This is a genomic window from Erythrobacter sp. KY5 (genome assembly GCF_003264115.1).
In the GTDB taxonomy this organism is placed as follows: domain Bacteria; phylum Pseudomonadota; class Alphaproteobacteria; order Sphingomonadales; family Sphingomonadaceae; genus Erythrobacter.
Window position 1 is genome coordinate 2,603,089 of sequence record NZ_CP021912.1, and the last position, 13,892, is coordinate 2,616,980.

At 62.7% G+C, this 13,892-nt stretch carries 15 protein-coding genes; 7 read left to right on the plus strand and 8 right to left on the minus strand.

Annotated features, from left to right (window positions below; translation table 11 throughout):
* Positions 1-90: 90 nt before the first annotated feature.
* Entirely contained in the window at positions 91-312 is a 222-nt protein-coding gene (locus CD351_RS12445; protein WP_111992930.1) for a hypothetical protein, read from the plus strand.
* Here CD351_RS12445 and CD351_RS12450 read toward each other — a convergent pair.
* Complete coding sequence (locus tag CD351_RS12450; RefSeq protein WP_111992931.1) at positions 309-1,346, minus strand: A/G-specific adenine glycosylase; 1,038 nt, start codon at positions 1,344-1,346, stop codon at positions 309-311. The genes CD351_RS12445 and CD351_RS12450 overlap by 4 nt on opposite strands.
* A gap of 14 nt (positions 1,347-1,360) precedes the next feature.
* On the opposite strand from CD351_RS12450, the gene CD351_RS12455 reads away from it, so the two are divergent.
* From CD351_RS12455 to CD351_RS12470, 4 genes are all read left to right on the plus strand, one after another.
* Positions 1,361-1,954 carry a DUF721 domain-containing protein gene (locus CD351_RS12455; protein ID WP_111992932.1) on the plus strand — a complete coding sequence of 198 codons (594 nt, stop codon included), beginning with the start codon at positions 1,361-1,363 and terminating at the stop codon, positions 1,952-1,954.
* Positions 1,951-2,712 (plus strand): thioredoxin domain-containing protein, encoded by a 762-nt coding sequence (locus tag CD351_RS12460; RefSeq protein WP_234027128.1) that lies wholly within the window; start codon positions 1,951-1,953, stop codon positions 2,710-2,712. The genes CD351_RS12455 and CD351_RS12460 overlap by 4 nt, the downstream gene beginning before the upstream one ends.
* 123 nt (positions 2,713-2,835) lie before the next feature.
* Positions 2,836-3,582 (plus strand): thioredoxin domain-containing protein, encoded by a 747-nt coding sequence (locus CD351_RS12465; RefSeq protein WP_111992934.1) that lies wholly within the window; start codon positions 2,836-2,838, stop codon positions 3,580-3,582.
* A gap of 22 nt (positions 3,583-3,604) precedes the next feature.
* Positions 3,605-7,027 carry an AAA family ATPase gene (locus CD351_RS12470; protein ID WP_111992935.1) on the plus strand — a complete coding sequence of 1,141 codons (3,423 nt, stop codon included), beginning with the start codon at positions 3,605-3,607 and terminating at the stop codon, positions 7,025-7,027.
* Positions 7,028-7,048: 21 nt separating this feature from the next.
* Here the strand turns inward: CD351_RS12470 and CD351_RS12475 are convergent, their stop codons facing one another.
* The 5 genes from CD351_RS12475 to rpmF form a co-directional block, all read right to left on the minus strand.
* The gene (locus CD351_RS12475; protein ID WP_111992936.1) at positions 7,049-7,501 is read right to left on the minus strand and encodes a MerR family transcriptional regulator; all 453 of its coding nucleotides are present in this window, start codon (positions 7,499-7,501) and stop codon (positions 7,049-7,051) included.
* Positions 7,502-7,516: 15 nt separating this feature from the next.
* Complete coding sequence (locus CD351_RS12480) at positions 7,517-7,816, minus strand: integration host factor subunit alpha (protein ID WP_111992937.1); 300 nt, start codon at positions 7,814-7,816, stop codon at positions 7,517-7,519.
* A 137-nt stretch (positions 7,817-7,953) separates the two neighbouring features.
* Complete coding sequence (locus CD351_RS12485) at positions 7,954-8,931, minus strand: beta-ketoacyl-ACP synthase III (RefSeq protein WP_111992938.1); 978 nt, start codon at positions 8,929-8,931, stop codon at positions 7,954-7,956.
* Complete coding sequence (gene plsX, locus CD351_RS12490) at positions 8,928-10,028, minus strand: phosphate acyltransferase PlsX (RefSeq protein WP_111992939.1); 1,101 nt, start codon at positions 10,026-10,028, stop codon at positions 8,928-8,930. Before plsX ends, CD351_RS12485 begins: the two co-directional genes overlap by 4 nt.
* A 26-nt stretch (positions 10,029-10,054) precedes the next feature.
* Entirely contained in the window at positions 10,055-10,237 is a 183-nt protein-coding gene (rpmF, locus tag CD351_RS12495; RefSeq protein ID WP_007164719.1) for a 50S ribosomal protein L32, read from the minus strand.
* 291 nt (positions 10,238-10,528) lie between these two features.
* Between rpmF and CD351_RS12500 the strand changes: the two genes are divergently transcribed.
* Positions 10,529-10,924, plus strand: coding sequence for an MAPEG family protein (locus CD351_RS12500; RefSeq protein WP_111992940.1), 396 nt, complete (start codon positions 10,529-10,531; stop codon positions 10,922-10,924).
* 112 nt (positions 10,925-11,036) lie between these two features.
* On the opposite strand, the gene CD351_RS12505 is transcribed toward CD351_RS12500, so the two are convergent.
* The gene (locus CD351_RS12505; RefSeq protein ID WP_111992941.1) at positions 11,037-11,678 is read right to left on the minus strand and encodes an MBL fold metallo-hydrolase; all 642 of its coding nucleotides are present in this window, start codon (positions 11,676-11,678) and stop codon (positions 11,037-11,039) included.
* Positions 11,679-11,813: 135 nt separating this feature from the next.
* Between CD351_RS12505 and CD351_RS12510 the strand changes: the two genes are divergently transcribed.
* Positions 11,814-13,115: an NADH:flavin oxidoreductase/NADH oxidase family protein gene (locus CD351_RS12510; protein ID WP_111993748.1), complete on the plus strand. Its 1,302-nt coding sequence runs from the start codon at positions 11,814-11,816 to the stop codon at positions 13,113-13,115.
* On the opposite strand, the gene CD351_RS12515 is transcribed toward CD351_RS12510, so the two are convergent.
* Complete coding sequence (locus tag CD351_RS12515) at positions 13,112-13,795, minus strand: S24 family peptidase (RefSeq protein WP_111992942.1); 684 nt, start codon at positions 13,793-13,795, stop codon at positions 13,112-13,114. The genes CD351_RS12510 and CD351_RS12515 overlap by 4 nt on opposite strands.
* Positions 13,796-13,892 lie beyond the last annotated feature (97 nt).

A 13,892-nucleotide genomic window follows, 5' to 3' on the forward strand; every position in this document is an offset into this window, starting at 1 on the left:
AGGGAGCGAGGCTTAACCGTCAATTGCAAGCGCGCCAACTGCGTTCATTTCAGGCTTGATTCATCCGGGTGTTCTACCCATATAACACACATGGGAAACATACTTGCATACCTCATCGGGCTACTCAGCCTCGTGATCGTCATCCCCGCGCAGATCCCGCTTCTGGGCTGGGCCAATTGGCTTGCGCTGCCTTTGATAGCGCTTGGCGTGGTGATCGGGGCGCTGTCTTCGAGCACCGGCGGTCGCAATTTCTGCCTGATCGTGGGCCTGATCGCTGCGGTTCGCCTGACTTTGGGTGGCGGCTTCGTCTAATTGCTGGCCAGCGCCAGCCGCGCGGCTTTCACGAAAAGCGTCGGTAGGCCTGCCTCTTCAATCTCGCCCGTCGGCCACCATTCGCCATCACCCGGCGGGGCGGTGGTTGCCTTTATGCCCATCACACTGAGGGTCAGGTGCGCATGGGTGAAGGTGTGCCGCACTGCGCCCAATTGCTCTGCCTCGCCCGCAATCGGAGCCTCGCCTGAGCCATCTTCGCGCGCGCTCCAGCCGTCATCGGGCAGTGCGCGCATGCCGCCGAGCATTCCTGTGCCGGGGCGGGTGACGAGCCACACCTGCGCGTCGCGCTCGATCCAGAACGCGGTGCCGCGCCTTTCCGGCTTTGCCTTTTTCTGTGGCTTGATCGGCAGCCGCTCGGGCTCGCCCGCTTTGCGGCCTTCGCATTCCTCCGACAGCGGGCACAGCAGGCAGCGCGGCGCTTTGGTGGTGCAGACCTGCGAACCAAGGTCCATCATCGCCTGAGCGAAGTCCCCTGCACGCCGCTTTGGGGTGATTTCGTCGGCATGCTGGCGGATCGCTTTGCGAGCACCCGGAAGCGGCTCCTCGATGGCGAACAGCCGCGCCACCACCCGCTCGACATTGGCATCGACCACCACGGCGCGCTCTCCGAATGCAATCGCCGCAATCGCCGCCGCAGTGTAAGCGCCAAGCCCGGGAAGCTCGCGCAGCTCTGCTTCTGTTTGCGGAAAGCCACCGCGCCGCGCCACTTCGCGCGCGCACTTTACCAGATTGCGAGCCCGCGAATAATATCCCAGCCCCGCCCATGCCGCCATGACGTCATCATCGCTCGCCACGGCAAGGTCGAAAACGCTCGGCCAGACGCGCGTGAATTTCGCGAAGTAAGGCTTCACCGCCGCCACCGTCGTCTGCTGAAGCATGACCTCCGACAACCAAACGCGGTAAGGCCACGCAGGGTCATTCGGCACCGGCTCGCCCGGCGGATTTCGCCACGGAAGCTCGCGCGCATGTTTGTCGTACCAGTCGAGAAGCTTGTCTGAAGCGCTAGCAGTCACGGCGCGCCTATGGCATGGCTGGCTGCAAGATGGGAAGCGACAACACCACGAATTCGGGCAAACCCAAGGGAACCGCCAAGGGACGCCCGCGCAAGGCGGCGAAACCCTATGAGCGGCCGCGTGGGCGCGGGCCAAAGGCGATTGGCGACCTCATGCCCGAAATCGGGCGCACCGCCTTTCGCCGCTTTGGCTTCGTTCAAAGCTCGGTCGTCACACGCTGGCCTGAGATTGTCGGACCAACACATGCGCGCGTCTGCTCGCCCGAGGCGATCCGCTTTCCCCCCGGCGAAAAGTCCGAAGGCATCCTGCAACTGGTGGTCACGCCCGCTCATGCTCCGCTGATCCAGCAGGTGCTTCCTGAAATCGTCGAGCGTGTGAACCGCTTTTTCGGCTACAATGCGGTCGCGCGCGCAAAGATCCGGCAAGGCGCGGTTAAGCCGCCAAATGCTCAAGAGAAACCCAAAGCGCCGCCGTCGCTCAAGCCGATCCCGATGGAACTGGGAGACAGCCTGCGCGATATTGGCGATCCTGAGCTGCGCACCGTGCTTGAAAGCCTCGCGCGCAGCCTGGGTGACGGGGACAAGACGAAGAGAGACGACGAGACGTGAGTAGAACCACTTTGGCTGGCGTTGCAGCGGCCACCTTGCTTGCCCTGCCCGCAGGTGCGCAGCAGGCCCCGCTTTCGCAGGACAACCAGCTTTCCAACCCGAACAGCGCCTTTGTCGGCGACGGTCGCCGCGCGGCCTGGCATGCCGAGATCGAAAGGACCGAGCGCGGCTTTCGCATCGGCAATCCCAATGCCGAGGCAAGCCTGATCGAATTCATCAGCTACACCTGCGGCCACTGCGCGACCTTTGCGAAGGAAGGCGAAGGCGCGCTTGACCTGACCGTGCTTGCGCCGGGGCACATGAACCTCGAAATTCGCCCGGTGATCCGCAATGCAATCGACCTCACCGTCTCGCTGCTGGTCCAATGCGGCGACGTGTCGGGCATGAAGGATCGCCACCGCATGTTTCTCACCCGTCAGGACAGCTGGATGGCGAAGGCGCGGCAGGCTCCGCAATCGCAGATGCAAAGCTGGGCGCGCGGCGACAGGACATCGCGCGCCAGCATGGCGAGCGCGCTCGATTTCGATGACATGCTGGCGAACACCGGGATGAGCCGCGTCGAGATAAGCGCATGCCTTGCCGATGATGAAGCCGCTCTTGCGCTCATCCGAAACGGCGATGCCGACCGCGAGGAATTCGCTGTGCCCGGTACGCCGAGCTTCGCGCTCGATGGCGAGCTTTTGGACGAGGTTCACTCTTGGGATGCGCTTTACCCGGTATTGAGCGACCATTTCCGTCCCGGAAACGCACAGGATTGATCAATTCCGGCGTCTAATTCACAGTTTCGGCGCATTTTTGCACAAGCCCTTCCCCCGACGCGCTTGGGCTCTACAAAGCCATGCGTATAGTCTTTCCCTTCGATTCCGAGGATACGTCCGACCATGATTACGATCCGCACTTCCCTGAAGCTTGCCATGGCAGCTCCGCTCGCTCTCGCTGTTGCCGCGTGTGGCGGCGATGCCGGTGATGAACTGGCTGGCGACGTGATTGAGCCGATTGCCGCGCCTGCTGGCACCAACTGGACCGAAACGGTCACGGTGAGCGAGGAAGACGGCTATATCCTCGGCAATCCGGATGCGCCGATCAAGCTGGTCGAATATGCATCGCACACCTGCGGTGGCTGCGCCCAGTTCTCGGCCACTGCCAAGCCTTCGATCGAGGAGTATGTCGCGACCGGCGTGGTCAGCTTCGAACAGCGCAACCTCGTGCGCGACCCCATCGACCTCACTATCGCGACGCTCGTTCGCTGCGGCGCGGATGACAACGTGCAGACGCTGTCGGACATGGCGTGGGCAGAGCTTCCGACGTTCTTCAACAACGTCAACAACAACAACGCCGCCTACCAGGCCGCAGGCAACGCACCGCCCGAACAGCGCTTCATCGGCATCGCGCAGGCAGCCGGCCTCGTCGACTTTTTCGCCGCGCGTGGAATCTCCGCCGACCAGCAACGCGAATGCCTCTCGAATGTCAGCACGATCGAAAGCATCGCCAACAATTCGTCCCAGCAGGCCGAGGAGCTTGGCATCAACTCGACGCCGACCTTCCTCCTGAACGGTCGCAAGCTCGACGTGATCGGCTGGGGCGAGCTTGAGCCGCTGATCCAGCGCGCCGGTGCGCGGCAGGAATAAGCGGGGCTAACCAGACACGAATATGCAGATCAGCCGGCTCAAACTCTCTGGTTTCAAGAGCTTTGTAGAGCCGGCCGAACTGCGCATCGAACCGGGCCTGACCGGGGTCGTCGGCCCCAATGGCTGCGGCAAGTCCAACTTGCTCGAAGCGATCCGCTGGGTCATGGGCGAAAACTCGCCCAAATCGATGCGCTCTGGCGGGATGGAAGACGTGATCTTCGCAGGGACGTCGACCCGCCCTGCCCGCGCGTTTGCCGAAGTCGTCCTGCATGCCAGCGACGAACATGACGAAGAACTCGTCGTTACTCGTCGCATCGAGCGGGGCGCCGGTTCCGCGTATCGCGTGAACGGTCGCGATGTTCGTGCAAAGGACGTCGCGCTTACCTTCGCAGACGCCGCGACAGGCGCGCACAGCCCGGCGCTCGTATCGCAGGGTAAGATCGCGCAGGTCATCGCCGCCAAGCCGGCAGAACGTCGCATGATGCTCGAAGAGGCTGCCGGGATCGCCGGGCTTCACGTGCGCCGCAAGGATGCCGAGAGCAAGCTGCGCTCGACCGAAAAGAACCTCGAGCGGCTCGAAGACCTGATGGCGGGTCTCGATTCGCAGATGGCTTCGCTCAAGCGTCAGGCGAAGCAGGCGGAGCGCTATACCAAGCTCACCGAACAGATCAGCCATGCAGAGGCGCGGCTGGTGTTCGCCCGCTGGCGCGATGCAGCAGCGTCGGCCAAGGAAGCGCGCACGGCTGCACAAGCATCGGAAGCCAAGGTCGCCGATGCCAACCGCCTTACCGCCGAGGCGCAAAGGCAACAGGCCGAGGCTGCCGCGAAACTCGCCGAAGCGCGCGACGAGCTTGCCGACCGCCGCGACGATGCGAGCGCGCACGGCCATCGCATGGCGGCGCTATCGGAAAAGCTGGAGGCAGCCGAGACGCGCCTTGCGGACCTCGAACGCCAGCGCTCGCGGCTTGAAGAAGACCGCGTGGCCGCCGACCGCCTGACCAACGACGCGGCAGAAGCTCTCAAGAAGCTGGAGCGCGACCTCGAAGCCTCGCGAAACCGTGTCGCCGAAGCCGAAGCGGAACGCCCGGCGCTTGCCGACAAGTCTGAAAAGACCGAGCGCGCCAGCCGGACCGCCGAACTCGATCTTGCCAAGGCGACGGCCGATCATGCCGGTGTCGAGGCCGAGTGGCGCGTCGCCGAAGCCGCGATCGAACAGGCGCAAACGCGGCTCTCCAGGCTTGAGCGCGAAGGTGAACGCATTGCCGCCACCCGTGCGGAATTGTCGAACGGGGAAGACCCGGAAGTGGCCGTGACCGAAGCGCGCGATGCCGTTGACGACGCGGCAAGCGAAGTCGCCCGGCTGCGCACCCGGCTCGAAGAAGAGCAGGCGCGTAAAGGCGATCTTCAGACTGCGCGTGACGAGGCGTCCGCAGCGCTTTCAACCGCGCGCGCCGAACTCGCCGGGATCGCACGCGAATACACCGCGCTGGCCCGCGACCGCGATGCACGCGCCAAGCGCGAAGCCGGCCGCAAGGGCCTTCCTGCCGCGCTCGACAAGGTGGCGGTCGAAAAGGGCTACGAACGCGCCATCGCCGCCGTGCTTGGCCGCGATGCGAAGTCGCCGATTGGCGCTGCTCCCGATGGCGAGGACGGACGGTTCTGGACCGGCAGCAGCGCACCTTCGCAGGTGGCCGACAGTCTCCTATCCCGCGTTCGTGAATGCCCCGAGGAATTGCGCGCACGTCTTGCGCTTGTTCACGTGGCCGAAGCCGACGATGGCCGTGTGCTGGGCCCCGGCGAATGGCTGGTCACGAAGGGCGGGCATTTGCGGCGGTGGGACGGCTTTGTCGCGCGCGGCGAAGGTTCAGCTGAAGCGGCGCGGCTCGAAGCGGCCAACCGGCTTGCCGAACTCGAACTGCAACTTCCCGATTTGCGCGGAGCGGCAGAACTCGCGCAGGCGAATGAAACCACCGCTCGCGAGGAATTGTCGGCCTTGCAAACCTCGCTTGTCGCTCAGGAACGCGAGGTTGCAGGCGCAATCGAAGCCGAACGCGCGGCGCTGCGTCGCCTCGATTCTGCTGAGGCGGCAAAGGAGCGCGTTGCTGCAAGACTTGAAGAACTGGCCGCTTCGGCAAGCGACCTGGACGAGCAACTGAGGGGCGCACAAGACGAGCTCAAGGCCGCGCAGGATGCACGCGCTGCCCTGCCCCCGCCCGATGCTGGCCGTGCCGCGCTTGATGCTGCGCGGGCCCGGCATGAAGCTGCAAAGACCGCGGTGCAGGCAGCGCTCGCCGAACTCGCCGCCCACGATCAGGGTCTCGCCGTCTCGCGCGAACGCTTCGCCGCGCAGCAGGCAGACCAGTCGAGCTGGAAGGCACGATCTGGGGAGGCCGCATCGCGCGTTGCCGAAGCCGGGCGCAGGCTCGAAGAGATCGAAGAAGAACGCGCGGTGATTGCCGCCAAGCCAGCCGCCCTGATGCGCGAAATCGAGCAAGGCGATCAGGTCCGCGCGCGCCTGACCAAGGAACTTGAAGAAGCGCAATCGGTCATGGATGCATGCCAGGACGCCTGCCGCACCATCGAACGCGCGCTCGCCGAAGCGCAGGAAGCGCTCGCCGTTGCACGCGAAGATCGCGCCACTCTGGTCGCCCGCGCCGAAAACGAAGAGGCCCGCCGCAGCGAAATGGCGCGCGTATCGGGCGAGCGGTTCCAATGCCCGCCCCCGCTGCTCGCCGAACGGTTCGAATTCGACGAAGCAGATGTGAAGCCTGCGAGCGTCGAATCGGAAGAGATGGACCGCCTCACCGCCAGCCGTGAGCGTATTGGGCCCGTCAACCTCGTTGCCGCCGATGAGCTCGCAAGGATCGAGGAAGAGCACGGCGCAAACGCGAGCGAGCAGGCCGAACTGACCGAGGCGGTCGCGCGGCTGCGCGCCTCGATCGGCAATCTCAACCGCGAGGGCCGCGAACGCCTGCGCGCGGCATTCGAAGAGGTCGACGGACATTTCCGCGTGCTCTTCACCCGGTTGTTTCAGGGCGGTCAGGCGCATCTCGCGCTTGTCGATAGCGACGATCCTCTGGAAGCCGGCCTCGAAATCTATGCGCAGCCACCGGGCAAACGCCTGCAATCGCTGTCGCTGCTGTCTGGCGGTGAGCAGGCGCTGACCGCGACCGCGCTTATCTTTGCGCTGTTCCTGACCAATCCGGCACCGATCTGCGTGTTGGACGAGGTCGATGCGCCGCTCGACGATGCCAATGTCGAACGGTTCTGCGACCTGCTTGATTCGATGGTTCGCACGACCAAGACGCGCTACCTCATTGTCACCCACAACGCGGTTACAATGAGCCGGATGCACCGATTGTTCGGCGTGACGATGGCTGAAAAAGGGGTGTCGCGACTGGTCAGCGTCGATCTGGGCGAAGCGGCGCTGATGGCGGCTGAATAAGCGCCGCAACTCTTTCGAAAATCAGGCCTCGATCGCCTTTGCCAATCGGTTGCGCAGCACCTTTAGCTGAGCGATCGTTTCCTCGACAGCGGGCGTGAGCACCTGCTGGGGCGAAACGCTCATGCTGATCGGTTCGCCCACCTCGTCACCGTCGGCGCGCCTGTCGCCCATGCGCCGGTCCTCGCCCCTGCGGCGATCAGCGCCCGATTCCTTCGGCCCTCCGCCTGAGCGAAGCACCGCTTCGGCTCCCTTGAGCGTGTAGCCTTCTTCATTGATGAGCCGGTCGATCGCCTCGACCATTTCGACATCGCTGGACCTGTAATATCGTCGGCCACCGCTGCGCTTCATCGGTTTGAGGAGTGCGAATTGCTGCTCCCAATAGCGCAGGACATGCGGCTTGATGCCGAGCGCCTCGCTGACCTCACCGATCGTGCGAAGCGCGGATTCGTCCTTGCCGTCTTTGAAATCGACCATCGCGCCAATCAACCGTTAGGAAGCGGTTGCGATCTGCTCCTTGAGCAGTTGGCTTGCGCGGAAGGTCAGCACGCGGCGCGGGGTGATCGGGACCTCGATACCGGTCTTGGGATTGCGACCAACGCGTTCGTTCTTGTCGCGAAGAACGAAGCTGCCAAATCCGGAAATCTTCACATTCTCGCCCTTGGCCAGCGCGTCTGACATCTTGGTCAGGATCGCTTCCACCAGATCGAGGGATTCTGCTCGACTGAGGCCCATCTTGCGATTGATTGTCTCGGCCAGATCGGCCCGGGTCAAAGTGCCCACTGAACGCATATTGTTCCTCTCCCTAAAGAGAACACGACCCCTGATAGTTTAACAATTGTATGGAAAAACGGGATATTGCGCAACCGCACTCCAGAAATTGCGCAAAGTTTTGCCCTGAAGGCTGGGTGCAGTCGCCTGTGTCGCGGTTACATCCGCACGAGACTTGCGCCCCAGGTGAAGCCGCCGCCCATCGCTTCGAACATGACCAGATCGCCTGCTTTGATGCGCCCGTCCTTGCGCGCCACATCGAAGGCTAACGGGACCGATGCAGCCGATGTGTTGGCGTGTTTGTCGACCGTCACCACGACCTTTTCGGCCGGGATGCCAAGCTTTTTCGCGGTCGCATCAAGGATGCGCTTGTTCGCCTGGTGCGGGACGATCCAGTCGATCTCGGATGCAGAAACGTTCGCATCTTCAATGACTTCCTTAAGCACGCTGGAAAGGTTCACAACCGCGTGGCGGAAGACTTCAGGGCCCTTCATGCGAAGATGGCCCACGGTCTGGGTGCTCGACGGACCGCCATCGACGTAGAGCAGATCGTGCTGCGCCCCATCGGCGTGAAGCCTGCTGGCGAGAACGCCTGGACCGCCCGATTTTGCCGGGTTCGTTGCGTCAGGCGCTTCGAGCACGACCGCGCCTGCGCCGTCTCCGAACAGGACACAAGTGGTGCGGTCTTCCCAATCGAGAATTCTGCTGAAAGTTTCGGCGCCTATGACCAATGCACGGCTTGCCGACCCCGTCGCAAGCAGCGAATCGGCTGTGGTCAAAGCGTAGAGAAAGCCCGAACACACCGCGCCTACATCGAAGGCAGGACCGTTCTTGCAGCCGAGCGCGTGCTGCACTTTCGTTGCGGTGGCCGGGAATGTGTTGTCAGGCGTCGCGGTGGCAAGCACGATGAGGTCGATATCGCCCGCCTCAAGCCCCGCATCGGCAAGCGCGGCGCGCGCCGCAGCGGTAGCGAGCGTGGCCGTCGTCTCACCATCGCCGGCAATGTGGCGCTGGCGTATGCCGGTGCGCTCGACAATCCATTCGTCCGAAGTGTCCACCCGTGTGGCCAGTTCGGCATTGGTGACGATGCGCTGCGGCAGCGCGGAGCCCGATCCCACAATTCTGGAGCCAGTCACGCCGCGGCTCCGCTTTCCTCAGGAGGGCCGGACGAGGCACCATTGCCGTTCTTGCGAAGCGCATCCTCACCCAGCTCGGCGAGGTCGTGCGCGATGCGCTGGGTCAGCTTGTTCTCAAGCAGGCGAGCAGCGACCGTGACTGCGTTTGCCACGCCCTTGGCGTTGGCGCTGCCGTGACTTTTGACGACCACGCCATTGAGGCCGAGAAAGACCGCGCCATTGTGGTTGTTGGGATCAAGATGATGGCGAAGAAGCTCGGTCGCGGGTCGCGAGACGAGAAACCCGATCTTCGAACGAAGCGACGAGGTGAAGGCCTGGCGCAGCAGATCGGTGACAAACCGCGCGGACCCTTCGATCGCTTTCAGGGCGATATTGCCGGAGAAACCGTCGGTTACGACGACATGCGTCTCTCCGCGGTTGATCTTGTCGCTTTCGACAAATCCGGCGAAATCCAGCGCCAGGCTCGAATTTCCGTTGGCGGTTGCCTCGGTCAGCCGCGCGGCTGCATCGCGCAGGGCGTCTGTGCCCTTGATTTCTTCAGTGCCGATATTGAGCAGGCGAACGCTCGGTTTCTCGAACCCGTTGACGATGCGCGAATATGCCGCACCCATCACCGCGAATTGCACAAGGTTGCGCGCGTCGGCTTCGGTGTTTGCGCCAAGATCGAGCATGACGACATCGTGCGTTTCGAGCGTCGGCAAAAGGGCAGCGAGGGCCGGACGATCAATGCCGGGAAGCGTGCGCAGCGCGATCTTGCTCATCGCCATCAGCGCGCCGGTGTTGCCAGCACTGACCGCAGCGCCCGCGCGGCCATCTTTCACCGCGTTCACGGCGAGGCCCATGCTGGTGGTCTTGGCACGGCGGATAGCGCGCGAGGGCAGTTCGTCGCCGCTGATCACGTCATCGCAATGGAGGATCTCGCTGGCGCCTGCCATGCCGGGATGCGTATCGAGCGCACGTTCAATGCGCTGCTGGTCGCCGACCAGCAGAAACTTGAAATCGTCATAATCGCGACGTGCAAGCGCAGCGCCTTCGACCATGACGCGCACGCCTTCATCGCCGCCCATCGCATCAACAGCGATACGCGGGAGAGTCATGCGCCTGGTCCTTCTATAATGACGGCTTAGATGCCCTTGGGCACCATCACTTCACGGCCGTTGTAAAAACCGCATGCCGAGCACACGTGGTGCGGACGCTTGAGTTCGCCGCAGTTGGAGCATTCCTGGAATGCTTCGACCTTGAGCGAATCGTGAGCGCGGCGATTGCCACGACGATGCGGGGATACTTTTCTCTTGGGGACTGCCATGGCTAAGCCACTTCCTCAAATAATGCGTTGTTTGCGCCTGTTCGGGCGCAGCGTGTTTCGTAATATGCCCAGAGGGCGTGTCGGTAATGCCCTGGGGGCGTGTTGTCGTTGCCCTTAGGGCAAGGCCGCGATGCGCACAAGGCATATACCCTGAAGGTATATGTCCCATGCGGTTGCGTCCGAGCCGGTCTGGCGGGAAGGCGCGCGATATAACGCAAAACTCAAAGGTTGCAAGCCATCAGCGCGGCGGCCAAGCAGTGCACCTGAAAATAACTGTGAGGGGATCGTTCGATGGCACTGCTTCCTGTGACGCTGGCCGCGGCTGCGGCGGCGGCAATTCTCAATGTCTGGCTGATGCTGCGGATCGGCGCGGTGCGCAACGCCGAGAAGGTGTATATCGGCGATGAGGATTGCGAACCGCTGATCCGCCGGATGCGCGCACAGGCCAATTTCGTCGAGAGCACGCCCTTCGTGCTCGCCCTGATTCTCGTGATCGAACTGTCGGGGAATGGTCAGGCGTGGCTGCAATATGTCGCGGCGCTCTATTTCATCGCCCGCATCGCGCACGCTTTTGGCATGGATGGCGGCGCGTTCAAGATAGGCCGCGTGATCGGAACGATCGCCACTCTTCTGACCTTGCTGGGACTTGCTGTTGTGGCTGCGCTGATCGCGGCGCGGGTGCTTTGACGGCGCGTTCGACCTCGACCAGTTCGGCCGCCCTGCCCGCCATGTGTTCGGGCAATAGGCAGTAGGCGCATTACCGGCAGGCCCGCGAGATCCAGGCGCTGGCAAAAGGCGATCAGGACAACGCGTAATCGCTCACAAAGGCGTTGGTCTTTCGCTCACGTCCAAAGGTGCTTGTTGGCCCGTGCCCGGGAATGAACATTACGTCCTCACCCAGCGGCCACAGGCGCTGTGTGATCGAATCGATCAGGTCCTGATGATTGCCGCGCGGGAAATCGGTGCGCCCGATTGACCCCTGAAACAACACGTCGCCCACAATCGCAAAGCGGCTGGGCGCGTGGAAGAACACGACATGTCCGGGAGTGTGTCCCGGGCAATGGATCACGTCGAGCGTGAGGTCGCCCACTGTCACCGTGTCATTGTTCTCAAGCCAGCGATCGGGCATAAAGCTCTGCGCCGTCATTCCGTAACGCGCGCCGTCGCTGTCCAGTTGCTCGATCCAGAACAGGTCGTCCTTGTGCGGCCCTTCGATGGGAAGGCCCAGTTCCTCGGCCAGCATCCCGGCCTGACCGCAATGGTCGAGATGACCATGGGTGATGAGGATCTTCTCCATCTCGACCCCGGCCTTGGCAATGCCGTCCTTCAGCTTGTCGAGATCGCCGCCCGGATCGATCAGCGCGGCCTTGTTCGTCTTGGTGCACCAGATCAGCGAGCAGTTTTGCTGCAGCGGTGTCACCGGAATAATGGCGGCTTTCATCGGAGGAACAGGCGTATCAGTCATGCCCGGTGAAATGGCGAGGCGGCGGCGCAATTGCAAGCTGTGGACGAGCGACGTGCGCAATCGATAGTGACGCGCTATCGCTTGATCGCGCAAACAGGGAGAGCGACGATTATGGCCTTGAACACCACTCTTACTCTTCCCTGCGCCGCGACAATCCCCAACCGCCTTGCAAAGGCCGCGATGACCGAAGGGCTGGCGGACACCAATGGCCTGCCGACGCCTGAGCTTGAGCGGCTTTATCGCATCTGGTCCGAAGGGGGCGCGGGGATGCTTTTGTCGGGCAATATCCAGATTGATGCCCACCATCTCGAACGTCCCGGCAATGTTATCATCGACCGCGAACTGAACGAGGACGAGCTCGATGCGTTTCGCGGCTGGACCGCCGCCGGCACGACCAATGGCAACCATTTCTGGGCACAGATCAGCCATGCCGGACGGCAAACGATGGCCATCGTCAACCCGCATCCCAAGGCGCCCTCTGCGGTCAAACTGGATCTGCCCGGCGGCCAGTTCGGTGAGCCTGTCGCGCTTGAGCCCGACGAAATCGAAGCGATTATTGAAGGGTTCGTGCGCGCGGTCAGGACTTGCAAGCACGTAGGTTTCACGGGGGGTCAAATCCACGCGGCGCACGGTTATCTGATCTCGCAATTCCTCAGCCCCAAGACCAACCACCGCACGGACAAATGGGGCGGAAGCCTCGAAAACCGCGCGCGGCTCTTGACCGAGGTCGTGCGCCGGTCGCGCGAAGCGGTGGGCCCGGCCTTTCCGGTCGCGGTCAAGCTCAACAGCGCCGATTTCCAGAAAGGCGGCTTCGCCTTTGAGGACAGCCTTACGGTCGTGCAGTGGCTGGAGGAGCTTGGCGTCGACCTGATCGAGATTTCAGGCGGAACCTATGAACAGCCCAAGCTCCTTGGGATCGAGGGGACCGAACCTTCCGAAGACCCGCAAATGGCAGAATCAACGCTCAAGCGGGAAGCCTATTTCGTCGACTTCGCCAAGGCGATGAAGGATACCGTGTCGATCCCGCTCATGGTCACCGGCGGCTTTCGCACGCGCGCCGCGATGGAACAGGCGCTGGATGAGGGGGCAGCCGACCTTGTTGGCCTGGGCCGCCCCCTATGCGCCCAACCGGACGGGCCGAACCGGCTGCTGGCGGGCGAGGAAAACCTGCCGCGCTATGAAGACGAATTGTCGCTGCTGCCCGGTCCGCTTTCCTTCCTTACGCGGATCAATCTGGTGCGGACCATGGCCGGTTTTGCGACGCAATTCTGGTTCTACGAACAGATCTATTCGCTGGGGCGCAAGGGCGTTCCGGAAGAGGGTCTGACCGTGTTCGGAGCATGGCGCCGGGTCGAGGATGAGCACGCCACCTGGATCGCCAGACGCAAGAGCGAGCGCGGCGGCACTCTCTAGATCCGGCCACTCTTCCACACGACGCGGCCGATGATTTCAAGCTCATCGGCGGCCACTTCGATGGGCGGATAAGCAAGGTTCTGGCTTAGCAGCGCAAAGCGCCCCGCCCCTGCGCGCGCAACGCGCTTGACCATCAAGGTGTCGCCGAGCCGGACGACATGCACACCGTCGCGAAACGCGCGCTCTGTCCGGTCAACAAGGATTTCGTCCCCGTCGTTCAGAAGCGGCTCCATCGAATCTCCTTCGACCGTGATCGCCGACAATTTTGCATCGCTCAGCCCCTGCTCACTCAGCCAGCGGCGCGAGAAGCGGAACGTGTCGAAAGGCGTTTCCTCGGACGGTAAAGTGCCGGGCCCGGCCGATGCGCCGATAGCCAGACGCTGTACTTCCACCCATCCGGACGAATCGGGATCGATAGAACCACCTTTGTAGGATTTTTCCCGCACCGAATCTTCAGCTCCACCAAGCTCCGCCTCCGCAATGCCAAAGAACTGCGCGAGCACTTTCCGGTCTCCCTCTTCCAGCTTTCGCGGCGAGCCTTTCTTAATGAATTGTTGAAGATAGCTCGCATTTCTGCCGATCAGCGTCGAAAGGCTCGCGAGGCTGGCACCGTGCTCCTGCGACAATTCGAGCAGGCGGCTTCGAGGAGCATCGAGGGTGGCGTCAAAAGGGTGTGTCATAAAATCTTCCTACACAAAAGATTTTTCCTAGACAAGTAGGATTTGAGGTGGAACGTTTAGGGAACATTGAGCGAATCGCGGTGCAGGCGTCCTAGCT